This is a genomic window from uncultured Thiohalocapsa sp. (assembly GCF_913062725.1).
GTDB lineage: Bacteria > Pseudomonadota > Gammaproteobacteria > Chromatiales > Chromatiaceae > Thiohalocapsa.
Genome location: NZ_CAJXWY010000015.1, coordinates 1 through 26,176 on the forward strand (window position 1 = coordinate 1; position 26,176 = coordinate 26,176).

Consider the following 26,176-nt stretch of genomic DNA (forward strand, 5'->3'; position numbering starts at 1 on the left):
TGTAGGCTTCACGACAGCATCCCTGCTGTCGAGACCCCCGCCAGCCGCAACCCAGCCCGCAGACGCCTGCGCCGGACCTTGACATGCGCCGGGTATATCAAGGCTGAGCACCACGTCCACCGTCATCGCCATCGACATCCTGGATGCGCCCGCCGAGCAGCGCGTCGGCCGTCTCGGTACAAGGAGATTGCAGCAGCCAGAGGCGGAACTCGGTGCCCTCGCCCGGGCGCGACCAGACACGGATGCTGCCACCGTAGCGGTGCGCCAACAGCCGGCTGACGAACAGACCGAGTCCACTGCCTTCGCGTGTGGGCTTGGTGCTGTAGAAGGGTAGGAAGACGTGATCGAGTCGCTCCGGCGGGATACCCGGGCCGTTGTCGCGTATCTGCAGTCGGACGCCTTGCTCCTCCCAATCTCGACTGACCACACACACGACGCCGCCGCCGCCGCGATGCTCGAGTGCCTGGAGCGCATTCACCAGCAGGTTCACCAGGATCTGCTGCAGATCTTGGCGACCGATGCGCACCTGGGTACTCGCCTGCAGGTCGAGGTGGATGTCGACGGCAGCCTGTCGTGACAGATGCTCGACCAGTTTCAGGGTGTCACGCACCACGCGGTTGACGTCGAGCGTCTCGAGTCCGGTGCTCTGGCCGGTCGGCCGGGCAAATTGCAGCAGGCTGTCGATGATGCTGCGGACCCGCTCCACCTGTGCCGCGATCAGTTCGATCTCGCCGCGCACCGGCGCTGCGGCGGCACCGAGCTCTGCGCTCAGCACATCCAGGTTCCCAAGGATCACGGCCATCGGATTGTTGATTTCATGCGCCATACCGGCCGACAACTCCCCGAGCGCGGCGAGCTTTTCGGCTTCGACCAACGCGTGACGGGTCTCACGCAGCAAGGCGACGGTCCGTTCGAGCTCGAGATTACGGTGGCGCAATTCTGCGGTGCGCTCCTCCACCTTGCGCTCGAGCAACTCGCTCGCTTCGCGGATCTGACGGTTGCTGTGCGCGAGCAGGTCGAGCATGGCGTCGAACTCGCGCGCCAGGTCGCCGATCTCGTCGCGTGCGTCGACGGCGCCCACCCGCTGCTCGCAACCGGCGCGGGTGGCCTGGATCACGGCGCTGATGCGCTCGATCGGCCGGAAGATACTGCGCGCGCCATGGATACCGAGCAGGGTGCTGAGCAGGGCGATGCCAAGCAATACGCCGGACAGCGCCACGAAGGCGTTGAACAGCATGCTGCGGAAGGGCGCTTCGAGGTAGCCGGCATAGAGCATGCCGATGCGGTTGCCGGCCAGATCCTCGATCGGCAGATAGCCGGAGATGTACCAGTCGTTGACCACGAAGGCGCGATCGATCCAGGGTTGTCCGCGGCCGAGCACCTGGTCGCGGACCGCCTGTGAGACCCGGGTGCCCAGTGCCCGTTCGCCGGGCGCGAGTGGGACATTGGTGCTGATGCGCACATCGTCCAGAAACAGGGTCACGGTGCCGAGACTCCTGTCGGGTAACCGACCGGGACCATAGAGCAGATCGCGAATCCCGTCGACGACGCCGAAATCCCCGTTCAGCACCACGCCACCATCGAGGAGCGCCAGCACCCGTTGCTGTGCATCGAGCAACGGCTGCACGACACGGATCAGCATGGCCCGGTCCTCGCGTTGGCGGCCACTGGGGGCGGCCCGCTCCGTGGGCAGCAAGTCCAGCGCCAGGCGCCCGGGTGGTGTGCCGAGCCAGATATCGGTCAAGGGTTCCAGTTGCGCGAGCGGATGGACCTCGATGCCGACCCCGCGGGTGCCGCGCCAGCCACGTGCGAGCAGCGGTGTCGCCAGATCCGGCATCGAGCCTGCCTGCGACCCGTCTGCGCCCGCGGCCTGCGCAGGGTAGAGCAGCCGCAGGAAGCTGAAGCCGCCGGCGTCACTGGCCTGACGCAGCAGTGCCCGGATCGCGTCGGCATCGGCATCGGCATCGGCGAGTGCAAGGCGCAGGCGATGCGAGTCGGCCAGCGCGGCGAGCCGGTCGAGATAGGCGTCTTGCATCCGCTCGAAGAGGTTTTGCGCGACCGACAGGTCGGTGCTCACCTTGATGAAGAGTTGCTGGTAGCCGGCCTGCCGCCCCCAGTGCGCGACCAGCGTCAGCACCAGGGGCAGCGCGATCAATTGCGGCAGCAGCACAAGCGTCAGCAGTTTGTTGCGAACCTTGGTGGAACGCCGGCGCTTGCGTGGGTGATTCCCGGACGCCGGAGCAGGTGCGGCATGCATCGCTGATTTCGGTCGGGCCGCACTCGGGTGCATCGGCACGCGCTGTGGGCCGACCGGGCGCTCAATCCGATCCGTCGGCGTCGGGATCGTCCCCGTCGTCCCAGCGTTTGAGCTTGCGCTCCAGGGTCTTGCGAGAGATGCCGAGCTGTCTTGCGGCTGCCGATTTGTTGCCCTGACAACTGTCGAGCACGCGCAGGATGTGGCATTGCTCGATGGCGGCCAGAGACGCGTCGTCCGGCGCCGGGTCCGATGCCGGTTCGCTCGCCGGCAGGTCCTGGGCGATGCAGCGGCTGGGCGGACGTCCCAGCAACAGGGAACGCTCGATGACGTTGCGCAGTTCGCGGATATTGCCGGGCCAGTCGTAACGGGACAGCAACGCCAGCTCATCGACACCGAGCTGCGGTCGCGGCAGGCCAAGCTCGGCCGAAAAATGATCGAGGAAGAAGTCGATCAGGTCCGGCATGTCATCGACACGCTCGCGCAGCGCCGGCAGCCGGACGGAGACGACATTCAATCGATAGAACAGGTCTTCGCGAAAGCGCCCCGCCTGCACTTCGCTGGCCAGATCGCGATTGGTGGCGGCGATGATGCGTACATCGACGGGCGTTTCCTGATTACCGCCGACCGGCCGGATGGTTTTCTCCTCGAGCACACGCAGCAGCTTCGCCTGCATGCCCAGCGGCAATTCCCCGATTTCGTCCAGGAACAGGCTGCCGCCATGGGCAAAGCTGAACAGCCCTTCGCGTGACTGGTGCGCCCCCGTGAAGGCGCCCTTGACGTGACCGAAGAGCTCGCTCTCGAGCAACTCGCCCGACACCGCACCGCAATTGATCGGTACGAAACTGCCCGGTCGACCGCTGCGGGCATGCAGGGCGCGGGCGGCGAGCTCCTTGCCGGTGCCGGACTCGCCGGTGATCAGCACCGTCGAGCGCATGGGGGCGATGCGCTCGATGATGCTGCAGACCTCCTTGATCGGGTCACAATGACCGACCAGGCCGTCGATGCGATTGCGCTGCACCGCCTCGCGCTGCAGCAGGAAGTTCTCCCGCACCAGGCTGCGACGCTCGGTGCAGCGCAGCGCCGCGCTGAGGAGTTGCTCGAGCCGGAACGGCTTGAGAATGAAATCGGCGGCGCCGGCGCGCAGGGCACCGATGGCCGACTCGAGATCGGCATTGGCGGTGATGAAGATGACGTCGAGGTTGCCATGCTGTTCGCGCAGACCACGCACCCAATCGAGGCCGCTCTGCCCGGGCAGGCGAATGTCGGCGATCAGCAGGTCGAAGTGGCAGCGGTTCAGCAGCGCCTGGGCTTCCTCGACATCGGCGGCGGTCTCCACCAGTTGGAACTGTCGGGACAGACCCCGGCGCAGAAAACTGCGCATCCCGGGCTCGTCGTCGACGATCAACACGGCGTCACCGGCGGATAGCCTGTGGGCGCGGTCATGCTGCGATGACCCGACCGCGCCGGGGCGTGACCAGGTCCAGGGAATGGCGCCCATCACGTCTCCTCCTGCAGTTTCTTGTTTTGGTGGTGACAGCGCGCGCCAGCCCTGGTTTCGCCGATGCATTGGCGCATGGCGGGGCAGACGGGCCTGTTCTTGTTGTCGTTATCGATGCCTTCGGTGGGGCCACCGTTGACACCATCGCTGTGGGGGGTTGCTGTGGCGAAACACCCACCGACAGACCATGGGTCAATATGATGCAAATTGCCATTGAGAGAAACCCCAATCCGGCCCTCAGTCGGATGTGTCGGAGATGGCATCGATCCGACCGCGCGCGGATTGCAATGTGCGCGGCAGCGCGATCGCGTCCGGCGCCGCGGCACACCAGCATGCTCGTTGATGACGCAGGCGCCCGATATGCGACGATCGTGGCTCGGGCCGGACGGTGCCCTTGCCATTCGGCTGCTCGCCTACACTTTTTCGCGCAGGGCCGGTGGCGGCCGGATTGTCCCGTGTCATCACTGACAAGGATCCGGCTGCGGCGGGGACGGGAACAACTCAGGGGGGCGTTGCCGTGACGAGCGCACCGCAAACAGAGGACATCACCGGTGTCATTCTGGCCGGTGGTCGCGCGCGCCGCATGGGCGGCATCGACAAAGGCCTGGCCAGTTTTGGGAACCGCCCCCTGATCGAATGGGTCATCGACGCGCTACGGCCCCAGGTCGGGCACATCATGATCAACGCCAACCGCAGTCAGACCGACTACGCCCGCTACGGCTACCCCGTCTTCGCCGACGCCATGGCCGACTTCCAAGGCCCCCTGGCGGGTTTCTCGAGCGCCCTGGCGCGCATCGCTACACCCTGGATGCTGAGCCTGCCCTGCGATGGCCCCTATCCTGCGCCGGACCTCGCCACACGTCTGGCGGCGGCGCTCATCGAACAGCAGGCGGAATTGGCCGTCGCCAGCGACGGCGAGCGCCTGCAACCGGTGTATGCACTGATCCCCCGGCACCTGGCGCCGAGCCTCGATGCCTTTCTTGGCGAAGGCGAGCGCAAGATCGATCGCTGGTATGCACGGCATCGATTGGCCGTCGCCCGCTTCGACGATCGTCCGGACGCCTTCGCCAACATCAACTCGCTGGTCGATGCCGAACGCCTGCTCGGCGGAGGGATGCACCCATGACACCACAAGCTGCCGCCGGGGCATGCACCAGGCCATGACCACAGCGGCCGTGACCGACACCACCGCCGGCCAGACCCCCTTGCTCGGATTCTGCGCCTTCAGTGGCACCGGCAAGACGACGCTGCTGACCAAGCTCATTCCACTGATGCGCGAGCGGGGTCTGCGGCTCGGCGTCATCAAACATGCCCACCACAGCTTCGATGTCGACCAACCCGGCAAGGACAGCTATCGGTTGCGACACGCCGGCGCCGAGCAGATGCTGATCGCGTCGCGGCGGCGTCTGGCGCTGATGCGCGAGCTCGATGACCTCAGACGCGAGCCGACACTGTCCGACCTGCTGCCCTATCTGGATGGCGCCGGGCTCGATCTGATCCTGGTCGAGGGCTTCAAGCGCGCGCCTTTACCGAAAATCGAGCTCCATCGTCCATCGCTCGGTCACCCGCTGATGCATCCGCAGGATCCGAATGTCATCGCCGTCGCCAGCGACGCACCACTGACGCCGACCCGGCCGCTGCCATTGCTGGACCTGAATCGGCCGGAAGCGATCCTCGCCTTCATCCAGGGCTGGCTGCGCGACCGAGGCTGACGCCGCGCCGTCGTCTGGCGCTCTCCTGGACGCGGCTGCGAACCGGGTCCCGGGTCACGTCAGCCCGACGGGGACCTCGGCGCGGTCAGTCGATTGCGAAGGGCTCGACCATGACCCACTCGCCCGGCTCGACGGCGCCGCGATCGGGTGGCAGGACGATGAAGCAATTGCCGTGACTCATGGAGGTCAGGATGCCCGAGCCCTGACGGCCACTGCCGTCGACCACCGGATGGCCATCGGCGTCGCATGAGAGCAGGCCCCGGCGGTATTCGGTCCGCCCCGGCTTGTGCCGGAGCCCGGTCAGGCTGCGCGCCGGAAACCGCAGCGGCGCGGCGTCGTCTTCGCCGCTCAGCAGCCGCAGCGCCGGCCGTACGAACTGCTGAAAGCAGGTCAGCACCGCAACCGGATTGCCCGGCAGCCCGAAGAACAGGGCCTGGTCGATGGACGCAAAGGTCAGTGGCCGGCCCGGCTTGATGGCGACCTTGTGGAAGTGGATGCGCCCGAGGGATGGGATCAGCCGGCCGATATGGTCGGCCGCGCCCACCGAGATGCCGCCGGTGGTCAGCACCAGGTCGGCCTGCCCGGCGCCGGCGCGCAGCGCCTGTTCGATGGCCTCGGGTTGGTCGCGGACCAGCCCGAGATCGATGGTCTCGACGCCGAGGGCCTTCAGTGACCCGAACAGTGTGTAGCTGTTGCTGTTGAAGATCTGGCCGGGGCCGAGGGCGGCGCCGAGCGGCCTGATCTCATCGCCGCTGGCGAAGAAGGCGACCCGCGGCCGTCGCCGCACCGGCACGCGCGCGATGCCGAGCGAGGCCAGGAGCCCCAGCCGCGCCGGCGTCAATCGGCTGCCCGCCGCCAGCACCAGACTGCCCGCGGCGATGTCCTCACCGGCCTGGCGGACGTTGGCGCCGGCGATTTCGCCGGCGGGGATGCTCACCCGGTCGCCGTCGCGCGTGACCCGTTCCTGGATCACCACGGTGTCCAACGCCGGCGGCATGGGGGCACCGGTCATGATCCGGATACAGCCGTCGGCCGGTACCTCGCCGACGAAGGGATGGCCGGCGAAGGCCTCGCCGCACAGGTGCAGTTGCAGGGGACCGCGGCCGAGGTCTGCGCCGCGCAGCGCATAGCCGTCCATCGCCGAGTTGCGATGCGGCGGCACATGGGCGCTCGCGATCAGATCCTCGGCCAGGACGCGATTCGGGGCGTCGTGCAGAGCGACGGTTTCGACCGCCGCGATCGGCGCCACTTCGCGGCGGATCGACGCGAGCGCCTCGTCGGCCGACATGGCATTGTCCCAAGGATCGAGGCAGCTGGCAGAGCGGGCGGTCATGTGGGCTCGTCGGGATTGGGTGACTGGCATTGGACACGGACCGAGGGTCAAGCGGCACCGGCCCGGTCGGTCTGGCGAGCGTCCGCAGTGATTGGGGCGGGATGTTTCGCTACAACCTCGCCGATCCACCGCGACAAAATGACCCAGGCCGGGCCGTTCAGGAACCCGCATCAAGGGTCGGCTCGCGTCACCTGGCTCGATGTGCCCCGCCCCCGCTCCCGGCATGCAATGTGCATGCCGTCTGTCACGTCATGGACCCCCGAATGGAACCCCGGCACGCCAGCACATCGGTGTTCCTGGCCGACCCGGTCGCCAACCCGGCCCGTACGCCCACAGAGCCTCGCCATGCCGCCGCCAGCACCGCCACCGCCCCTGCACCGTTGCCTACCTGAGGAGGCCTGGGCCTGGGTGGATCGGCAAACGGCACCGGTGGCGATCGAACGGGTGCCGCTGGCCCGGGCGTCGGGGCGCTGTCTGGCCGCGCCCGTGCCGGCGCGTCATGCGCTGCCATCGCGACCAACCGCCGGCATCGACGGCTTTGCGGTGAACGCCGCCTCGACCCTCGGCGCCAGCGGCTACAACCCCCTACCGTTTCGGCTGCACTCGACGACCATCAACGGCGTCCTCGAGGCCGCGGCGGCGCAGCCGATCGCCATCGGTGAGCCGCTGCCACCGGGGGTCGACGCCGTCTTGGCGGCGGACGCGCCCGAGCCCGATCCAGCCGCAGCCGACGGCGCCGGGCTGTTGGTGTGTCGGCCGGTCGCGGTCGGCGAGGGGGTGCGCGCGCGCGGCGAGGACTGCCGCGACGGCGAAACACTGCTCGACGCCGGCCGCCGCTTGCGGGCGCCGGATCTCGCGCTCCTGCGGCTGCTCGGAGCAACCGGGGTGCAGGTGATCGGCCGGCCGCGGGTCGCGGTCATGTGCTGCCGGCCGCGGGCGGACGATGTCGATGCCGAAATGCTCCAGAGCCTGGTCACCGCCGACGGCGGACAGCCTTGCCTGCTCGAGGTGCATGCCGATGGCGAGTCGCTGGTGCGGCGCCTGCAAGGTCTGGATGGGGTCGACGTGGCGCTTTGCATCGGTGGTACCGGCCTCGGCCACAACGATGGGGCGGCCGCCGCCCTGGCGGCGGCGGGCGGATTGCAGCTGCGGGGGGTGGCGATCGCACCCGGCGACAGCCTGAGTCTGGGACAGCTCGCAGACCGCCCGGTCTGCCTGCTGCCAAGGTCGCCCATGGCCTGTCTGGGCGCCTACGAATTGGTGGTCGGACGCCTGGTGCGGCGGCTCGCGGGACTTGACCCGGGCTGGCCGCATCAGCGCTGCAGGGCGCGCCTGACGCGCAAGATCGCGGCGGCACTGGGCAGCCTGCAACTGTGCTGGGTGCGGCTGTGCGAGACCACCGACGGGCCCTGCGCGGAGCCACTGCAGGTGGCCGGCGAGCCCTGCTTGCGGGCGGCGGTGGACGCCGATGGCTGGGTGCCGGTACCGCTGCAGCGCGAAGGCTATGCGAGTGGCGCCTGGGTGGATGTGTACTTGACGCGCATATGAATCGATGGAGATGCTGATGTTTCGAATCCTGTGGACGGTGGACGCATGAGCGAGGCGCGCTCGGATGCGCCCGCGAGCGCGGACGCAACCAATAAACGGCAGCGGGCGCAGCTGCTCGCATCGCGCCGCGCGGCCGCGAGCCAGCGACAGTTCCTCGAGGTGGTCACCGCCGAGGAGGCCAGCCGGCGTTTCGCCGCGGCCGTGCGGCTGGAGCCGGTCGGGGTCGAGGCGGTGCCGCTGGCGGCGGCCCTGGGCCGGGTGCTGGCGCAGGATCTCGTGGCGCCGGTGGATGTGCCGGGGTTCGATCGGGCCAATGTCGATGGCTTTGCGGTGCGTGCCGAGGACACGGCCGGCGCCTCGCCGGCGGTACCGGTGCGTTTGTGCCTCACCGAGGACCTGCTGACGCCCGGGGTGGTGCCGCGGGTGCCGGTGGGCGCAGGCCAGGCCAGTCTGATCGCGACGGGCGGCATGCTGCCGCGCGGCGCCGATGCGGTCGTGCTGATCGAGGACACCGAGTTGGCGGTTGCACCCGCGGCGGATGCCGTGGATGCGGCTCCTGGCGCCGCCGGGGCCTTAGCCGATGGTGACGCCGGCGAGCCGTCCGATGCGGTCGATGCGGTGTGCATCCACCGGCCGATCGCCCCCGGCGCCTTCATCGCCTTCGCCGGGACGGACATCGGGCGTGGCGAGACGGTGCTGCGCGCCGGGCAACGACTCGGTTCGCGCGAGATCGGTGTGATTGCGGCGCTCGGTCTGGCCGAGGTCGCGGTCAACCGGCGCCCCCGGGTCGCCATCATCTCGACCGGCGACGAGATCCTGGCGCCGGGTATGCCGCCGCGCGCCGGCGGTGTCTACGACTCCAATGGCGCGATTCTCGCGGCCGCGGTCGAGGAGTTGGGCTGCGAGCCGATCCGCCTCGGCGCCGTCGGTGACGATCGCGAGGCGCTGGAAGGCGTGCTCGCGTCCGCGCTCGAATACGACGCCGTGTTATTGTCCGGCGGTACGTCGAAGGGTGCCGGCGACCTCTCCTACGAGGTCATCGCCCGACTGACCGATCCCGGCATCGTCGTCCACGGCGTCGCCATCAAACCCGGCAAGCCGCTGTGCCTGGCCGCCACTGCTGGCAAAGCGGTCGTCATCCTGCCAGGATTTCCGACCTCCGCCATCTTCACCTTCCACCGCTTCGTCGCCCCCGTGCTGGCGCGCCTGGTCGGCGCCGCCGGCGGCGCCGGCCTGCTCCCGTCGTCGCCGCCGGACGCATCCGGCGTGCCGGGAGAGGGGACGGCGTTCGCACCCGGGCGACAGGAGCCGCTCCAGCCGTCGGCCATCGCGACCGGGAGCGGCGAACCGACCGCGGGCGCCGATGGCGCCAGCGTGTCGGCGACGCTCGCGACCCGGGCCGACTCCGAGCGTGGGCGCACCGAGTTCCTGCTGGTCGGTCTGATGCCAGGCGCACAAGGTCTGGCCGCCTATCCGACCGGCAAGGGCTCGGGGGCGGTGACCGCCTTCAGTCATGCCGACGGCTTCATCATCATTCCGGCACAGACCGAAGTCGTCGCCGCCGGTACGCCGGTTCGCGTGCAACTCATCACCGAGCGCCTGCAGCCGGCCGATCTGGTCACCATCGGCAGCCATTGCGTCGGCCTCGACTACCTGCTCGGACGGCTGCAGCGCGCCGGCTTCACCACCAAATCACTGCACGTCGGCAGCCAGGGCGGGCTCTCGGCGGTGCGGCGCGGCGAGTGCGATCTCGCCGGCTGCCATCTGCTCCACCCGCAGACGGGACGCTACAACCAGGACTACCTCGGTCCGGGCATGACGCTGGTGACCGGCTATCGGCGCCTGCAAGGCCTGGTCTTCCGCCTCGACGACCCCCGTTTCGGCGCCTGCCGGGACGCCTCCGAGGCGGTTGCCCGGGCGCTCGCCGACGCCGATTGCGTCATGATCAACCGCAACCTCGGCAGTGGCACGCGCATCCTCATCGACGACCTGCTCGGTTCGGCGCGGCCGGCCGGCTATGCCATCCAGAGCAAGTCGCACAACGCGGTCGCGAGCGCCGTCGCCAATCGCCGCGCCGATTGGGGGGTCGCCATCGACACGGTCGCACGCCTGTACGGACTCGGCTTTCTGCCGCTTAGGGAAGAGCATTACGACCTGGTACTGCCGCAGGATCGCATGCAGCGACCGGCGGTGGCGCACCTGCTCGGGCTGCTCGCCGAAGCGCACACCAGGGACGATCTGCGCGTGCTCGGGTTCCGCCTCTGAGGGCCGGTGGCGGGGCCGCTCAGCGCTCGCCGAAGCGCTCGATCAGTTGCGCGAAGTTGCAGGGCTTGGTGCGGCTGTCGAGTTGCGGCTCAAGGATCTTGTTCCAGGCGGTGCGGCAGGCGCCGCTCGAGCCCGGCAGGCAAAAGATCAGGGTGCCATTGGCGAGGCCGGCGAGGCAGCGCGACTGGATGGTGCTGGCCCCGATCTCCTCGTAGGACACTTGCCGAAACAGCTCGCTGAAGCCCGCGATCTCCTTGTCGAACAGCGGCCGCATCGCCTCCGGGGTGCTGTCACGGCCGGTGATGCCGGTGCCGCCGGTGCTGATGATGACGCGCACACCGGGATCGGCGATCCAGCGCGAAACGACCGCGCGCAGTTGGTAGACATCATCGATGACGATGTCCTTGGCGACGACGCTGTGGCCTGCCCGGCTGAGCGCATCGTGTAGGAACTGGCCGGATTTGTCGTCGGCTTCGGTACGGCTGTCGGACACGGTCAGCACGGCGACAGCGAGCGGGATGAATACGGTCTGGTTCACGCGAGGACTCCTGGCGGCGGGCAGCGCATGTCGTCGCGCCCGATGGGCATATCGGGGCGGCGGCAGTGGATGTTCAACGGGCCGGCGCAGCAGGTCGCGGTCTTCGCGCGGGTGCCCGCAGCCGATGATGGCGGCGGCCAGGCGTTGGAGACCTTCTCCAGCGTGCTGTCGTCGAGCCGGTGCGGCCAGGCGTCGGGGACAAAGCCCGGGATCAGGTCGCGCACCGGCATCCTGAAAAGGCCGTAGACGCACAGACAAGTATCGTAGACGCTCTGCAAAGCATGCGCGTCATCCCCTGGGTAGCCTAACCCCACGGAGATGGGGGCTTGCGACAGCATGTCCGGAGTCTTTCCATGCTGTCGGGTACAAACCATGTTTTGAGATTCGCGAGGTTCAATCGATGAGCAGCAGCTCAACGGACGCAGAGCTCGGCAGACTCATTCTGCGGTCGTGGTACGGGACGAATGAATACACCGTCAAGATCGTCGGTCGTTTACTGTGGTGGTATCGCATCGAGGCGATCGAAACTACGACACTCAAGGACTACCGCTTGCTTATGCCCGGGGAACGGGCGTTCGTGCCCAGGCACGCGGTCTATCCGCTCCGGCGGCGGCAACGAAACTCCCAGACTGCGTCGTGAATCCGAGCGCTGAGGACCCGTGTGAAGCGCCACATCCGTCGGCCATTGCCAGCGTCCACCGCGGCCCGAGGCCGTTCCATACGGCGGCGCCCGCAGGCGTTCAGCGCCCTGGCCCGGACTGGCATCCGGACGGATACCGGGCTCGGGGACCGACCGTACCCACCGGCCGTGACCGACGCATGCACGGCATGCCGCAGAACTGCCCGCCCGCCGCCGGCGCAGGCGGCAACCGGGAGCGCCTTTGCGCTGTCCGCATCGCCGTGTATTGAGGATCTCTGCGCCGCTGTGGCTCAGCAGCCGACTTCATAGACCGACGGTACCAACGCTTCGTCGACACCGCCCGTCGCCGCAAGCAGGTCTCTCGAGTCCGCTTCGATGACCTCGATGCCCTTGTTGGCGCAAAAGCGCAATTCCTTCTCGGTGGGCTCAGGAATCAGTGCATAGCCTGCGGGCTCGCCGGCGCCGTAGACCACGTCCGCCATCACCATGCGCTCGGTGTCGCGGGTGAAGCGCATGCCGAGGAAGAGATACTGCCGGCCCACCCGATACCGCTTCAGGAACTCGGGCAGCCCGAACCCCCCCATGAGCTCGGTGATGTAGTCCACGAAGTCGGCATCGGAGGCGATGTATGTGGCATCGGGACGCGGGCTGCCCAGCGGCTTGAACAGGATCGGCAGCCGCGGGTCCACGCTGGCCTGGCTCGCCTCCCGGTACGCCTCACCGTCGTAGGTGTGCAGCTTGAACCGATAGTCCGTGCCGCCCACGCGGGCGATGCCCCGGATGAGCGTGTGCGGGCGCCCGGCGTAAGAATCCTGGAGCTGGGTATCGCGGTTGATGTCGATGACGTAGGGCGGCGCCATGGCGGCGAGCCAGTCGTGCAGCGCGGCCCGCGTCCAGTCGCGCTGCCCGTAGAGCTGGTCCAGGAAGCGATTGACGGCGCTGCGTCCGCGCTTCAGCTCCACGTCCATGGCCGCGCGCGGGAACTCCCACATGAGCCGCGGTGCCATGGGCCGCCCCTGGTTCATGGCCAGGATCAGGTCATCGCTCAGCGCCGGCATGGGCTCGCCGGATGCGCCGTCGCGCACGTCGGCGAGCACACCGGGGCCGAGGTAGGGCACCAGATCGCCGCGCTGCACGGCTTGGGCGAGGTCGGAAAGGGAGATCGGCATGGGCGGGGCTTCCGTCGTTATCGGGTCGAGGTTCATCCGAGGCTGGTCAGCAACCCCGGCGCCGGGGATGGGCACTCCCGGTCTCAAGGCCGTTAGCAATCCCGGTGCCAAGCCGACACGGCGCACTGCCCGCCCGCGCAACCCTGCCACGGCCGTCGTCGGCCACGGCTGCCGTTGGCCTCGGGCCTGTGCCAAACCCCTCACGCACTGCAGCTTGTCGATTTCCTGACAACACCCGCGCAGGCCGGCAGAGGCGGTTAGCCGGGCCATCCAAAATTTCCAAAACAAGGACTTAGTGCACATCGGGCGGCGGCGACGACGACTGCCCGCGCGCTGGCATGGCTTCTGCTTCATCCCCGCCGACACCCTTGCGCAGGACCGAGCATGAAGCAGAAAGACATCGCCGCGCTCTTAGACGAGCCGGCCTGCGAGCACAACCAGAAGGCCAAGTCCGGCTGCGCCAAGCCCAAGCCCGGGGCCACCGCCGGCGGCTGCGCCTTCGACGGCGCGCAGATCGCACTGCTGCCCATCGTCGACGTGGCGCACATCGTGCACGGGTCCATCGCCTGCGCCGGCAGCGCCTGGGACAATCGCGGCACCCGCTCCACCGGCCCTGAGCTGTTCAAGCTCGGCATGACCACGGACCTCACCGAGCAGGACGTGATCATGGGCCGCGGCGAGAAGCGGCTCTTTCACGGCATCAAGCAGGCCATCGAGACTTACCAGCCGGCGGCGGTGTTCGTCTACAACACCTGCGTGCCGGCGCTCATCGGCGACGACATCGGCGCCGTGTGCAAGGCGGCGGCCGAGCGCTGGGGCACGCCGGTGATCCCGGTGGACGCCGCCGGCTTCTACGGCACCAAGAACCTCGGCAACCGCATCGCCGGCGAGACCATGGTGAAGCAGGTGTGCGGCGGCCGCGAGCCGGACCCGGTGCCGGCGGGCGTCGAGGGCGACGGCTTCACGGTGCACAACGTCAATCTCATCGGCGAGTACAACATCGCCGGCGAGCTCTGGCACGTGCTGCCGCTGCTCGATGAGCTGGGGCTGCGGGTGCTGTGCACCCTCTCCGGCGATGCCCGCTTCCGCGAGGTGCAAACCATGCACCGCGCGGACGTCAACATGATGGTCTGCTCCAAGGCCATGATCAACGTCGCCCGCCAGCTGCAGGAGCGCTATGGCACTCCCTGGTTCGAGGGCAGCTTCTACGGCGTCGCCGACATGTCCCAGGCCCTGCGCGACTTCGCCCGGCGCATCGACGACCCGGCGCTCGGCGCCCGCACCGAGGCGCTCATCGCCCGCGAGGAGGCGCGTCTGCGGGCGGCCCTGGCCCCCTGGCGCGAGCGCCTGGCGGGCAAGCGCGCCCTGCTCTACACCGGCGGCGTCAAGTCCTGGTCCATCGTCTCGGCCCTGCAGGATCTGGGGCTGACCGTGGTGGCCACCGGCACCAAGAAGTCCACCGAAGACGACAAGGCACGCATCCGCGCCCTCATGGGCGAGGACGCGCCCATGATCGAAGACGGCAACCCGCGCGCGCTGCTGGACTTGTACAAGCGCCATGACGCCGACGTGATGATCGCCGGCGGGCGCAACATGTACACCGCCCTCAAGGCGCGTATTCCGTTCCTGGACATCAACCAGGAGCGCGAATTCGGCTACGCCGGCTACGCCGGCATGCTGGAGCTGGCACGTCAGCTCTGCGTGACCCTGGAGAGCCCCATCTGGGCCGCCGTGCGCAGCGCGCCGCCCTGGGCGCTGCCCGCGGGCGCCCCGGACACCGCGCAGGCGCCCGCTGCGGCGCCGTCGAGCGCGCGGCCAACCGCCGAGCACGAGGCCGCCAGCCATGCCTGAGACGACCGTCCAGCCCCCCGAGATCGTCAAGCGTCACAAGGCGTTGGCGGTGAGCCCGCTGAAGGCCAGCGCGACCCTGGGCGCCACCCTGGCCTTCCTCGGCATGGACCGCTGCCTGCCCATGCTGCACGGCAGCCAGGGCTGCACCGCCTTCGGCAAGATCTTCTTCATCCAGCACTTCCGCGAGCCCATGCCGATGCAGACCACGGCGCTGGACCAGGTCAGCACCATCATGGGCAGCGACGATGCCGTGGTGGCGGGGCTCGCCACCATCGCCACCAAGCATGCGCCGGCCCTCATCGGCCTGCCCACCACCGGTCTCACCGAGACCCAGGGCGCCGACATCGAGCGCGCCGTGGCCATGTTCCGGGCCAAGCACCCGGAATACGATCATATCGCCGTGGTGCCGGTCAGCACGCCCGACTACAGCGGCAGCCTGGAGTCCGGCTTCAACGCCGCCCTCAAGGCCATGATCGAACGCCTGGTGCCCAAGGCCAGCATCGCCGGCACCCGGCCCGGGCGCCGCCGGCGGCAGGTGAACGTGCTCGCCGGCGCACACCTGACGGTGGGTGACCTCGAGCACATCAAAGATCTGCTGGAGCGCTTCCGGCTGCGCCCGATGTTGCTGCCGGACCTGTCTGACTCCCTGGATGGGCACCTGGCGGACACCGACTACAGCGCGCTCACCATCGGCGGAACACGACTCGACGAGCTTGCGCACCTGGGTGACGCGGCGGCGACCCTGGTCATCGGCAAGTCCCTCGATGGCGCCGCCGATGCGCTGGCCGCCCGCACTGGTGTGCCCGACCACCGCTTTCCGCATCTCATGGGACTCGAGGCCATGGACGCCTTCATCACCACGCTGGCGGCCATCAGCGCCGAGCCGGTGCCCGAGCGCATCGCCCGCCAGCGCAGTCAGCTCCAGGATGCCATGCTGGACGCCCACTTCTCCCTCGGGCAGGCGCGCTTTGCCGTGGCCGCCGACGGCGACCTGCTGGCGGCGCTGACCCAGCTGCTGGCCGCCATGGGCGCGGAAACCTGCGCTGCCGTGGCGCCCACCAACGCCCCGGCGCTGAAGCACGTCGCGGCGGCCACGGTGAAGATCGGCGATCTCGAAGACCTGGAGCAGCGCGCCCGCGCCGGCGGCGCCGAGGTGCTCATCACCAACAGCCACGGCGTGCACACCGCCGAGCGCCTGGGCATCCCGCTGCTGCGCGCCGGCTTCCCGCAGTTCGACATCCTCGGCGGCTACCAACGCCAGTGGATCGGCTACACGGGCACACGCGCAACCCTGTTCGAGCTCGCCAATATCCTGCTCGGCCGGCACAAAGGCGTGATCCCCGCCTATCGTTCCAGCCTCAAGCAATGGCCGGCGGCGGAGCGCAACGCCGCCTAGCGGCCCACCCCGCCGACGCCGCCCTTCGATCATCGCCACCGCGGAAGACGACCATGACCTTCGAACGCAAGCTCAGGCTCATCGACGGCGGAACCACGCCCGGCGCGGCGGGCGCCGCGGCGGACCAGACGCACGCACAGGTCTGCGTGGCCTTCGCCAGCGCCGACCGCAAGCACGTGGACCAGCACTTCGGCGCCGCCGCGGGCTTCGTCATCTACCGCGTCGATGCCCACCAAGCCGAGCTGTTGGAGGCGGCCCAGTTCGGCCGGCTCGACATGGACGGCAACGAAGACAAGCTCGCCGCCAAGATCGACGCCCTCGGCGACTGTGTGGCCGTGTACTGCCAGGCGGTGGGCGCCGCCGCCATTGGCCAGCTCAAGACCCGCGGTATCCAGCCCATCAAGGTCCCCGCGGACACCGCCATCAGCGACCTGCTGCGGGGCCTGCGGCGCGAGCTCCGTGAGGGGCCGAGCGCCTGGCTCGCCCGGGCCCTGGAGCGCCGTGCGCCGCGCCGGGCCGATCGGTTCGAGGCGATGGAGGCGGAGGGGTGGACGGAGTGAGGGGGTTGGCTATTGGTTATTGGTTGATACCGCCGGGGGTCATGGCGTGGCGCAGGTGCCATCGGCCGCTGCCTGCGGAGCCGTTCACTGGGGGGGCTCGATCGTGATTGAACAAGACGCATCCGTGATCGCCGTCGCTGACGGTGCCGCGCTGGTGGAGGTGCCGCGGCGGAGCAGCTGCTCGGGCTGCGGACATGGCAGCAGTTGCGGGACCGCTACCGTCGCCAAGCTGTTCGGCCAGGGCAGCGCCACCCGGCTGCGGGTCGTCGACCACCTGGGACTCGCCGCCGGCGAGCGCGTGGTCATCGGCATTCGCAGCCCGCTGTTGGTGCGCGCCTCGCTGAGCGCCTATCTGCTGCCGCTGCTGGCGCTGGTCGGCGCCGCCGGCGGTGCCGATGCCGCGGGCCTGGGCGACATGGCCGGCGCCGCCAGCGGTTTCGGCGGCCTGCTCGCCGGGCTCTGGCTCGCCGGTCTCATCACCGGCGGCGGCGGCGCGCGGGCACGCTTTCGGCCCTTGCTGCTGCGCCGTGTGGCATGCGCCGGTCACGTCACCATCGAGCCGCCCCATCCGACGGTGGCGGGGTGATTGACGGCAACGCGCAGGTGCGCAGGGCGCGACGGCGCAACGGCACAACGCAACAGCCGCCGCACCGCACGCGCTCGGCGATGACGCTCGCCGCACTTGCGCAGGCCGCCCCCCCAGCCAACCAACAGGCCCCGTGCAACACACACCGACAGGAGAGCCAACAGCGCCATGACTACGACAGCCGCCCCGAAAATCGCCGCAGACGACCCGGTGCTCGCCACCGCCTTTGGCCAGGAGATGGTGCGCCAGATGCGCGCCATCGACGTCTACGGCAGCACCGACGCGCAGTCCGCGGCGGAGATCCTCGAGCCCTTCGTGCTCACCAAGGAAGAAAAGCGTGAGCTACCCATCGTGGGCGATCCGGACGAGATCGTCATCGCCCGCATCAAGGTCTTCTACAACGCCATCGCCACGCTCATCGAGCAGGAATGCGGCCGCATGGCCGTGCCGCTGGTGAACCTGACCCATGAGGGCTTCGGCCGCGTGCTCATCACCGTCGGCAAGCTGGTGGTGCTCGACCGCAGCCTCCGCGACGTGCACCGCTTCGGCTTCCCGAGCCTCGGCAAGATGAAGGACGAGGCGGACAAGTACCTGTCGGTAGCGCTCGGCCTGGTGGGCGAGCATTCGGAGGTGGCCGGGTTGTAGGCCATCGGGTTCGAGCCTCGGGGGGCGCGTGTCGAGCATGGATGGTCCACGATCCAGCCTTCCTCGCCCCCAGCCCCCAGCCCCCAGTCCCAACCTCCCAGCCCCCGGAGCACAGCAACAATGAACGACACCGATCTGAAAGCCCTGGAGAAGGCCGTGAAGAAGGCCAAGCGCATCGCCAACGAGCGCGCCAGCGCGCTCCACGACTTGGTGGAAGACCGCCTGCCGGCGGCCTACGAAGAGCTCCCGTCCACGACACAGGCGGCCTATGAGGCCTGCCAGGCCTGGGCAGAGGCCACCGCCACACTCGAGGCCGCGCAAGCAACACGCTGAGACCCACCCCTTGCGGCGCCGCCGGCCCGACCCGAGCCACGCCGCTCAAGCCCATCACCGGAGACCGACATGAGCACCATCACCGGCCTGACCCGCGGCGGCGTCGAATGGACGCCGGCCTTCGTCGTCGCCCTCAATCAGACCATCTGCATCGGTTGCGGACGCTGTTTCAAGGTCTGCCCGCGGGATGTCTTCGAGCTGATCGATCGCGACGACCTCGAGCTCGATGAGGACGACGACCTCGACGACGACTTCGACGAAGCGCCCGGGATGGTCATGAACCTGAAAAACGCCATGGATTGCATCGGCTGCGAGTCCTGCTCGCGGGTTTGCCCCAAGGGCTGCCTCGCCCACGAGCCGCAGGCGCTGGCCGCCTAGCACGGGGACACAGCGACCGCCTCGTCAACGACGCAGGGCAGGCGGTGGTGCCGCGGACGCGGCCGGCTCAGGCGTCGGCCTCGTCGCCCTTGGGTGTGGCCGTCTTCGCCACCGCTTTCTTCGCGGCGGTCTTTCTGGAGCCGCCCTGCGTCGCCGCTCCTTGCTTGGTTGCCGTGCGGCCAGTCGCCTTCTTGCGGGCCGTCTTCTTCGCCGCCGCTGGTTTGCTGGCGGCCTTTTTGGCCGTCGCCTTCTTGGCCGGCGCCTTCGTCGGGATGCCGCTCTGGGCCGGAGTTTCCGTAGGGCTGGGGGTCGGGCCTTGGGCTTCGTTGGGCACCGTGTTGGGCACCGACTCGGCCGCAGCATCCTGAGTGGGGGCCGCCGCCGCGGGCTGCGAAGGCGGCGTCTGGGCCCGGGGTCTTTTCTTGGGCCCCATGCCGAACAGTTCTTCCACCATCTCCTTGATCTGCTTGAACATGCTAGCCCTCATATGCTGTGCCGCCCGAGCGGCGGCTGGCGATGATTGTGTGGCTGCGCGGCGACACCGGGTGCCGCCACGACTCTTCCTCGGGCGAGCGCGCTGGTAAGACCGCCGCCGTGGGTGGGCATGCTAACACCCGCGATCCGCCACTGCGGCCGCGCCCGCCCGTCGGGCAGCCACTCCCGCGCGCAGGCGCGGCCCCACACGCCCGGCCGCGGCCGCCCGCGGGGCCGTCCTGAGACCCACGCGTCGACTCACCGCCGGGCCAATCGCTCGCTGCGCCGTTCGGGCATCGGGCTCGGGCGCGGGGATCAGGTATCGGGCTCGGGCACCGGCGCCCGGCAGGTCTCATAGTCGCCCGCTGGTACCGACGGACGTAGCGTCGAGACCGACGAGCAGGGTTCACGAACTCCAAGCACTGCGGCTAATCTATTGGCATTGGTCAATACGGTGAAGACGCAGCTATCTGCAACGGCATCAATGCGCACCAGTGATCGCAACATCCGTCATCCAAAAGCCGCTCGCGGTGTGCCTGCATGAAATCGCTTTTCACCTCGACATCGCTTGCCCGTCGGTCGTTTGCCCATCGGTCATAACAGCACGCTCAACCCCCCTGTCGAGAGCAACCGTTGGTAAATGCCACTGCGGCTATCGCGGGCAGTCAGCCAATGGGCTCAGCGATCTGACCATCGATCCCTAGCTGTGCGTCCTTTAGCGGCCAACCCCGGCCGCTTTTTTTTGCCCGCAACAATGGCAGCTGTGTGCCATGCGGGTGATGCGGCCCGTTATCTACGTGTATGCAATCACCGCTGCGGTTGCGTGTCAATGCCGCCCGGCGCTGTCGGCGCGAGCATGGCCTCCGAGCACACATGCTGCGCCAGCCCCGCCCCGGCTTCGGCGTACAGATTGAACACCTGATGCACACCAGCGGCGCGCAATGCCGCCTCATCGTCGGGAAATTTCGCGATGGCGCCAATGGTCCCCGCAAAGCCCTCCTTGAGCAAATGCTCCGCGGCGAACACATTCTCGGACGCCTTCGGCATGGCCAGCAGCACCAACTTGATGTGGCCGTCGTCGAGATGCAGCCGATGCCAGAAGTCCGCGTCCGTCGCCGAGCCCTGCACCACGTTGCGACCGCCGGCTTTCTGCCTGGCGACGCCGTCCGGATCGGCGTCGACGCCCACCGGACGCAGGCCCCGCTCCCGCACCAGGAAATCGTAGGCGCCGCCGCCGATGCGCCCCATGCCGACGATCATCGCGTTGGCATCCCCGGGGTCGATCTCCAGCTCAGCGGTGATGCGACGCTTGCGCTCCTGGCGGCGCAGACGACCACTGAAGAGCTCATAGATCACATGCGACTGGCTGTTGAGCGGCGAGGCGAGCACAAAGGACAGGGCCAGGGTGATGGCGATGATGGCCAGCCAGTCCGGTGACAGCCAGCCGTTCTTGGCGGCGATGGCGGCGACGATGAGTCCGAACTCGCTGTAGTTGAATAAGGCGAGTGCGCCCAGGAGCGCAGTGCGTGCCCGCAACCGCAAGGCGAGCATCAGCTGCTCGAAGAGAAAGCCCTTCAGCGGCAAGAGCAGCAGCAACAGGATCACCACCGGCACCATCTCCAGACTCGGCGTCACCGCCAGCCCGATGCTGAGGAAGAATCCCACCAGGAAGAGATCTTTGAGCCCGAGCAGCACATCGGCGAGCTCGCCGGATTTGGGGTGCGACGCCACCATCACCCCCAGCAACAAGGCCCCCAAATCGCCCTTCACATCGACGAGCTCGAACACCTCGGCGCCACCCAGACCCAGCGTCAGGCCGAACAGCAGCAGCAGCTCACCATGCCCGGCCCGCTCCAGCAGCCAATGCACCAGAGGGCGCGCCAACAGCAGTCCGAGCAGCAACAGCGCCCACAGGCTCGGCACCTTACCGGCGGAGAAAACCAGGAAGACCACCGCCGCCAGATCCTGCATGATCAGGATACCGATGGCGATGGTGCCGTAGAGCGAGCCCATTTCTCCCTTCTCCTCCAGCACCTTCACCGCGAAGACGGTGCTCGAGAAGCTGAGCGCGAAGGCCAGCACCAGCGCCGGGCCATAGTCCACGCCGGCCAGGTACGGCAGGCCCAGATGGCCGAGGGCGAGCAGCAGCGGCGCGAACACCGCCACCACCGCCACCATATGCAGTGACGCGACGCCCCACACCTGCGGTGCCGCGAGGCTCTTCAGCTTGAGCTTGAGCCCGATGGTGAACAGCAGCAGTGTGACGCCGAGCTCCGAGAGGGTGTCGATGACCGGGTCTTCTTGCGCACCCAGGGCATTGAGCACGAATCCGGCCACCAGATAGCCCACCAGGGGCGGCAGCCCCGTGTGCTTGGCGACCACACCGGCGGCAAAGGCGACGGCGATCCAGGTGATGGCGTCGAACATCGATGGGCTCCTCGGTGACCACGCAGGGGGGTGCGCCGCGGCGAGCCGCCGCCGAGCGCAGCGCCCATGCTACAGCGCGACTTGACGCAAAGCACGACCTGTGCCGATTCGCCCCGGTGGGCTGCCCCGCGTGACGGGACCGTTACGATATACTCGCCCTGCGTTGGCTCCTGTGCAGGACAACGCCCATCGCCTTCCCTGAAAACCGCTCAACGATCAAGGGTCAATCCATGTCCGAATACAACGCGGAGGACGTCCGCAACGTCGCCCTCGTCGGCCATGCCGGCGCCGGCAAGACCACGCTGGTGGAGGCGCTGCTCGCCGCCGCCGGGGCCATCAAGGAGCCGGGCAGCGTGGACAAGGGCACCGCGGTCTGCGACTGGGACGACATGGAAAAGACGCTCAAGCACTCGCTGGACGTCGGCATCACCGGCTTCACCACCCACGGCAAGCACATCAACCTGCTGGACACCCCGGGGTATCCGGACTTCCTCGGCCGCGCCCTCTCGGTGCTGAGCGCGGTGGAGACCACGGCCATCGTGGTCAATGCCGAGAACGGCATCGAGCCGCTCACCCAGCGCATGTGGAAAGCCGCAGACAAGCGCAACCACTGCCGCCTGTTCATCGTCAATCGCATCGACGCGGACGGCGTCGATGCGCAGGCGCTCACGGCGCAGATCCGCGAGGCCTTCGGCGCCGAATGTCTGCCCATCAACCTGCCGGCGGACGGGGGCAAGCGCGTCATCGACTGCTTCTTCAATCCGGCCGGTGACGGCGCCGACTTCTCCAGTGTGGAAGCGGCCCATAGCCAGATCATCGACCAGGTGGTGGAAGTCGACGAAGACCTGATGGAGCGCTACCTGGAGCAGGGCCAGGCGCTGAAGCCCGAGCAACTGCACGACGCCTTCGAGGCGGCCCTGCGCGAGGCGCACCTGGTGCCCATCTGCTTCTGCTCCGCCGAAACCGGCGCCGGCATGCCAGAGCTGCTGGAAATCCTGGTGCGGCTCATGCCGAACCCCGCCGAAGGCAACCCGCCGCCCTTCATGAAGGGCGAAGGCGCCAACCAGCGGCCGGTGAGCGTCGTGCCGGAGCCGGATCAGCACGCCGTCGCGCATGTGTTCAAGGTGATCAATGACCCGTTTCGGGGCAAGATCAGCATCTTCCGCATCCATCAGGGGCGTATCGCCACCAACAGCCAGCTCTACATCGGCGATGCACGCAAGCCCTTCAAGGTGACCCACCTCTACCGCATGCACGGCAACGACCTCATCGAGGTGGACGCGGGCGTGCCCGGCGACATCCTCGCCGTCACCCGGGTGGACGACATCCATTTCGATGCCGTGCTGCACGACTCGCACGACGAGGACCACTACCATCTCACCAGCATCGAGTGCCCCCTGCCGCTGTTCGGCCTGGCGGTGAACGTCGCCAAGCGCGGTGATGAGCAGAAGCTCACCGACGCGCTGCACAAGCTCGAGTCCGAAGACCCCTGCTTCCATGTCGAGCACAATGCCGCCGCCAACGAGACCGTCATGCGCGGCCTCGGCGAGCTGCATCTGAAAGTGCTGATGCGCCGCCTGTCAGAGCAGTTCCACGTCGACATCGAGACCAAGCCGCCGAGCATCCCCTACCGGGAAACCATCACCGCCAAGGCCGAGGGCCATCACAGGCACAAGAAGCAGACCGGCGGCGCGGGGCAGTTCGGCGAGGTGTATCTGCGCATCGAGCCGCGCGAGCAGGGCGCGGGCTTCGAGTTCGTCGATGAGACCGTCGGCGGCTGCATCCCCAACCAGTTCATCCCCTCCATCGAGAAGGGCGTGCGCCAGGTGCTGGAGGAAGGCGCCATCGCCGGCTATCCCATACAGGACGTGCGCGTGGCGGTCTACGACGGCAAGTCCCACCCGGTGGACTCCAAGGACATCGCCTTCGCCACCGCCGGCAAGAAGGCCTTCCTGGATGCCGTCGAGAAAGCCAGGCCCGCCGTCCTGGAGCCCATCGTCAAGATCCGCATCACCGCCTCGGACAGCCACATGGGCGACCTCGCCGGCGATCTCTCCGGCCGTCGCGGGCGCATCCAGGGCAGCGAGTCCAAGAGCCGCGGGCGCATCATCATCGACGGCGAGGTGCCGCTCGCTGAGCTGGAAGGCTACGAGTCCCGGCTCAAGTCCATCACCGGCGGCGAAGGCAGCTATACCATCGAGCTCAGCCACTACGAAGCGGTGCCCGCCCACATCCAAAAGCAGCTGGCGGATGCCTTCCAGCGCTCGAGTGATGACTGACGATGCAGCCCGGGGCCACAGATCCGGCGTAGAGCGCCACGCCGGACAGCCTTCGGCGGGCTGGGCACCGACGGCGCCGGCGCAGCGTCTGGTGCGCGCGATGACAAGGGCTGCTGAGGCCTGAGCGCCGACGGCCGGGGCCCGCAGGCCGACGCCCCGGCCGAGCGGCCCCGCCGCCGCTAACATCTCCCCGCCCGCCGACCTCCCCAAGGCCTGCAACCCCGCAACCGTCGACGCCCACCCAAGGGCCTGCCCGGCGCGCCGGCATCCTTCGAATGCCATGGACGCACAGACAAGTAATGTAGACGCTCTGCAAAGTATGCGCGCCAATCCTGGCGTAGCCTTATCCTGAGCAAGGCACTAAGGTATTAGGGAGGGACGACACGGCGGCGCCAGCCCATCGAGCCCAACACCACCGAGCGGGTGCGCCGTGCCGGTTGCCCGCGCCCCGGTGTGCCCACCGCGTGCCCAGAACCAAGCCCGGAGGCCCAATGCAATGACCGACGACGAGCTACAACAGACACTCGAGCTTTCCGATCGCCTGTGCGCCCAGATGGAGCAGCTCCTCGAGCGCGGGCAGGCCGCCCTCGCCGAGACCGAGGCGTTCTACGCCGAGCACGGTATCCCCCGCGACGCGCCCCGGCAATTTCTCACCAGTGCGCGCCGCACGCCCGAACAACGCCAGCAGATCGACGCGGAGCTCGCCGCGATGGAAGCGGAGATCGCGCGTGATCTCGAGGCCGCCGTCGAGCAGCATCGCCCGCGTCCGCAACAGCGGCGTGCACCCCGACCCGGCCATCTCAGCGTGTGACGCCGAGCCCGTGCGAGCCAACCGCCGCCCACAAGCCCCGACGGCTGAGATGCCATGACCGTGACGCGGCACCATCCCACCACGTATTCGGAGCAGGTGATGACAGCCAAGATCCCAGATTCCCACACCGCAAACTATCGAACGAACGATTACGCGCCAAAGGAACCGGTCGTTTGGACGCCGGACCAGGACCGCATGCCGTCGTGGCAAAAAGACCTGCTTCGGCATTCCACGCCGGTGAAGAACAATAACCAGCATTCGGAGAACGTGATGACAACAGTGCAATCATCCGCCACGTCAGGCGTCGAATCCCTGGGCAGTGACCGCTTCGCAATGGACGGCAGCACCCTGGATCTGCAAACCCTGATCATGACCCTGCAAGCGGAACGGGCCAATAATCTGGAAGCACAGCTCGCCGCTCAAGGGAACGAAATCAAGCAGACCACTGCTCGTCTGCGCGAGGCTAGAGATATGATGGCGCAGATGCAAGACTGCAAAAATTCTCAGAAGCATGCCCCTGCTGAACTGGTTAATTATTGCAAAAAAATTGGCTTGGAGCTCCACAAAGATAACAGCAAGGAAGCCTGGGATACCAACATCACCCGACTGAAGGCATATAAAGACGCGCTCAACAGCCAATCGCAACTGGACATGATCCGCATGCAGGGCCTGATGCAGAAGCGCGATCAAGCCTTCCAGCTCATGACCAATACCATTCAAAAGCTCGGCAAGACACTCGACGGCATCATCGCAAACATGCGCTGAGGTCTTCGCCGCCACGCCCCGGCTACCGCCACAAGACCCACTCAAAGGACGCCCCATGACCGCCGACGCCATCACCCGCGATCAGATCGACGCGTTCGCAAACACCGATCTCGCCGCCTTCGCCACCGGGCTCGCGCAGGCCGGCGGCAATCTCGGTGCCCTGCGCGGGCTCACGGACGCCGATCTCGAACGCATTTACACCCTCGCCTACCAGCTCGCTGGGCGGGCACAGTGGCATCAGGCCGAGCCGCTGTTTCGCTGTCTGTGCTTCTATCAGCATCGGGCGGCCCGCGGCTGGCGTGGCCTGGGGCTGTGCCGACGTGAGCGCGGTGATCTGCCGGGCGCCTTCGAGGCCTTTGACATGGCACTCACCAGCGATGATCCGGATCTGGACGATGCCCTGAAGGCGGCGCAGTGCCTGATCACGGCCGGCGCCACCGGGCAGGCCCGCGACTACCTGGAGCATCTGCTCGCCGTGACTGAGCAGGCGTCCGTTGCGGAGACCCAGTTCTCACCTGCGGCGGCGAGCACCGCCACCACCGTGCGTGAGCAGGCGCAGTTACTGGTGCAACGCCTGCAACAATGACGCCGGTCGGCGCCTGCCCTGGTCAGGCTGCCCGGGTGGCCAATGCCGAGGGCCCGGCCCCAGCTGACTCAGCCCAGCCTGCTCAGCCCAGCCTGCACGGCCCAGGAGTGCCCAGCTAGATCCCC

The 26,176-nt window shown here is 68.1% G+C and carries 23 protein-coding genes; 15 read left to right on the forward strand and 8 right to left on the reverse strand.

Annotation, left to right across the window (positions count from 1 at the left end):
• Positions 1 to 97: 97 nt before the first annotated feature.
• Both QZ588_RS05780 and QZ588_RS05785 read right to left on the reverse strand, forming a co-directional pair.
• Positions 98 to 2,257 carry a cache domain-containing protein gene (locus QZ588_RS05780; RefSeq protein WP_295540777.1) on the reverse strand — a complete coding sequence of 720 codons (2,160 nt, stop codon included), beginning with the start codon at positions 2,255 to 2,257 and terminating at the stop codon, positions 98 to 100.
• A gap of 61 nt (positions 2,258 to 2,318) precedes the next feature.
• On the reverse strand, positions 2,319 to 3,755 hold the full coding sequence (locus tag QZ588_RS05785) for a sigma-54 dependent transcriptional regulator (protein ID WP_295540779.1): 1,437 nt from the start codon (positions 3,753 to 3,755) through the stop codon (positions 2,319 to 2,321).
• A gap of 517 nt (positions 3,756 to 4,272) precedes the next feature.
• Here QZ588_RS05785 and mobA point away from each other — a divergent pair.
• Positions 4,273 to 4,881: a molybdenum cofactor guanylyltransferase MobA gene (gene mobA / locus QZ588_RS05790; protein ID WP_295540781.1), complete on the forward strand. Its 609-nt coding sequence runs from the start codon at positions 4,273 to 4,275 to the stop codon at positions 4,879 to 4,881.
• A gap of 34 nt (positions 4,882 to 4,915) precedes the next feature.
• A complete protein-coding gene (gene mobB, locus QZ588_RS05795; RefSeq protein WP_295540783.1) occupies positions 4,916 to 5,467 on the forward strand; it encodes a molybdopterin-guanine dinucleotide biosynthesis protein B in 552 nt (183 codons plus the stop codon).
• An 85-nt stretch (positions 5,468 to 5,552) separates the two neighbouring features.
• Here mobB and glp read toward each other — a convergent pair whose 3' ends face one another.
• The gene (glp, locus tag QZ588_RS05800; RefSeq protein WP_295540785.1) at positions 5,553 to 6,800 is read right to left on the reverse strand and encodes a gephyrin-like molybdotransferase Glp; all 1,248 of its coding nucleotides are present in this window, start codon (positions 6,798 to 6,800) and stop codon (positions 5,553 to 5,555) included.
• A 345-nt stretch (positions 6,801 to 7,145) separates the two neighbouring features.
• Here glp and QZ588_RS05805 point away from each other — a divergent pair, with 345 nt between their 5' ends.
• Together QZ588_RS05805 and QZ588_RS05810 are read left to right on the forward strand one after the other, a co-directional pair.
• Positions 7,146 to 8,348, forward strand: a complete 1,203-nt coding sequence (locus QZ588_RS05805) for a molybdopterin-binding protein (RefSeq protein ID WP_295540788.1) — start codon at positions 7,146 to 7,148, stop codon at positions 8,346 to 8,348.
• Positions 8,349 to 8,393: 45 nt separating this feature from the next.
• Positions 8,394 to 10,613: a molybdopterin biosynthesis protein gene (locus tag QZ588_RS05810; protein WP_295540790.1), complete on the forward strand. Its 2,220-nt coding sequence runs from the start codon at positions 8,394 to 8,396 to the stop codon at positions 10,611 to 10,613.
• 19 nt (positions 10,614 to 10,632) lie between these two features.
• Here the strand turns inward: QZ588_RS05810 and moaB are convergent, their stop codons facing one another.
• From moaB to QZ588_RS05825, 3 genes are all read right to left on the reverse strand, one after another.
• Complete coding sequence (moaB, locus tag QZ588_RS05815) at positions 10,633 to 11,151, reverse strand: molybdenum cofactor biosynthesis protein B (protein ID WP_295540792.1); 519 nt, start codon at positions 11,149 to 11,151, stop codon at positions 10,633 to 10,635.
• A complete protein-coding gene (locus QZ588_RS05820; protein WP_295540794.1) occupies positions 11,148 to 11,489 on the reverse strand; it encodes a hypothetical protein in 342 nt (113 codons plus the stop codon). Before QZ588_RS05820 ends, moaB begins: the two co-directional genes overlap by 4 nt.
• Positions 11,490 to 12,081: 592 nt before the next feature.
• Entirely contained in the window at positions 12,082 to 12,960 is an 879-nt protein-coding gene (locus QZ588_RS05825; protein WP_295540795.1) for an SIR2 family protein, read from the reverse strand.
• Between the two features lie 384 nt (positions 12,961 to 13,344).
• Here QZ588_RS05825 and nifE point away from each other — a divergent pair, with 384 nt between their 5' ends.
• The 7 genes from nifE (at position 13,345) to fdxB (ending at position 18,709) form a co-directional block, all read left to right on the forward strand.
• On the forward strand, positions 13,345 to 14,811 hold the full coding sequence (nifE, locus tag QZ588_RS05830; RefSeq protein ID WP_295540796.1) for a nitrogenase iron-molybdenum cofactor biosynthesis protein NifE: 1,467 nt from the start codon (positions 13,345 to 13,347) through the stop codon (positions 14,809 to 14,811).
• Entirely contained in the window at positions 14,804 to 16,207 is a 1,404-nt protein-coding gene (nifN, locus tag QZ588_RS05835; RefSeq protein WP_295540797.1) for a nitrogenase iron-molybdenum cofactor biosynthesis protein NifN, read from the forward strand. The genes nifE and nifN overlap by 8 nt, the downstream gene beginning before the upstream one ends.
• 53 nt (positions 16,208 to 16,260) lie before the next feature.
• Positions 16,261 to 16,767: a NifB/NifX family molybdenum-iron cluster-binding protein gene (locus QZ588_RS05840; RefSeq protein WP_295540798.1), complete on the forward strand. Its 507-nt coding sequence runs from the start codon at positions 16,261 to 16,263 to the stop codon at positions 16,765 to 16,767.
• A 103-nt stretch (positions 16,768 to 16,870) separates the two neighbouring features.
• Complete coding sequence (locus tag QZ588_RS05845; RefSeq protein WP_295540799.1) at positions 16,871 to 17,353, forward strand: SoxR reducing system RseC family protein; 483 nt, start codon at positions 16,871 to 16,873, stop codon at positions 17,351 to 17,353.
• A gap of 168 nt (positions 17,354 to 17,521) precedes the next feature.
• A complete protein-coding gene (locus QZ588_RS05850) occupies positions 17,522 to 17,998 on the forward strand; it encodes a NifX-associated nitrogen fixation protein (protein WP_295540800.1) in 477 nt (158 codons plus the stop codon).
• A 120-nt stretch (positions 17,999 to 18,118) separates the two neighbouring features.
• Positions 18,119 to 18,331, forward strand: coding sequence for a CCE_0567 family metalloprotein (locus tag QZ588_RS05855; RefSeq protein ID WP_295540801.1), 213 nt, complete (start codon positions 18,119 to 18,121; stop codon positions 18,329 to 18,331).
• Positions 18,332 to 18,400: 69 nt separating this feature from the next.
• Positions 18,401 to 18,709 carry a ferredoxin III, nif-specific gene (fdxB, locus tag QZ588_RS05860; protein WP_295540803.1) on the forward strand — a complete coding sequence of 103 codons (309 nt, stop codon included), beginning with the start codon at positions 18,401 to 18,403 and terminating at the stop codon, positions 18,707 to 18,709.
• A 67-nt stretch (positions 18,710 to 18,776) separates the two neighbouring features.
• Here fdxB and QZ588_RS05865 read toward each other — a convergent pair whose 3' ends face one another.
• Positions 18,777 to 19,184: a hypothetical protein gene (locus tag QZ588_RS05865; protein ID WP_295540805.1), complete on the reverse strand. Its 408-nt coding sequence runs from the start codon at positions 19,182 to 19,184 to the stop codon at positions 18,777 to 18,779.
• Positions 19,185 to 19,990: 806 nt separating this feature from the next.
• Positions 19,991 to 21,610 carry a cation:proton antiporter family protein gene (locus tag QZ588_RS05870; protein ID WP_295540806.1) on the reverse strand — a complete coding sequence of 540 codons (1,620 nt, stop codon included), beginning with the start codon at positions 21,608 to 21,610 and terminating at the stop codon, positions 19,991 to 19,993.
• Between the two features lie 230 nt (positions 21,611 to 21,840).
• On the opposite strand from QZ588_RS05870, the gene fusA reads away from it, so the two are divergent.
• The 4 genes from fusA to QZ588_RS05890 all read left to right on the forward strand — a co-directional run bounded on the left by fusA (position 21,841) and on the right by QZ588_RS05890 (position 26,051).
• Positions 21,841 to 23,889: an elongation factor G gene (fusA, locus tag QZ588_RS05875; RefSeq protein ID WP_295540807.1), complete on the forward strand. Its 2,049-nt coding sequence runs from the start codon at positions 21,841 to 21,843 to the stop codon at positions 23,887 to 23,889.
• Between the two features lie 496 nt (positions 23,890 to 24,385).
• Positions 24,386 to 24,700, forward strand: a complete 315-nt coding sequence (locus tag QZ588_RS05880) for a hypothetical protein (protein ID WP_295540809.1) — start codon at positions 24,386 to 24,388, stop codon at positions 24,698 to 24,700.
• Positions 24,701 to 24,754: 54 nt separating this feature from the next.
• Complete coding sequence (locus QZ588_RS05885; RefSeq protein ID WP_295540811.1) at positions 24,755 to 25,465, forward strand: hypothetical protein; 711 nt, start codon at positions 24,755 to 24,757, stop codon at positions 25,463 to 25,465.
• A 55-nt stretch (positions 25,466 to 25,520) separates the two neighbouring features.
• Positions 25,521 to 26,051 (forward strand): hypothetical protein, encoded by a 531-nt coding sequence (locus tag QZ588_RS05890; RefSeq protein WP_295540813.1) that lies wholly within the window; start codon positions 25,521 to 25,523, stop codon positions 26,049 to 26,051.
• Positions 26,052 to 26,176 lie beyond the last annotated feature (125 nt).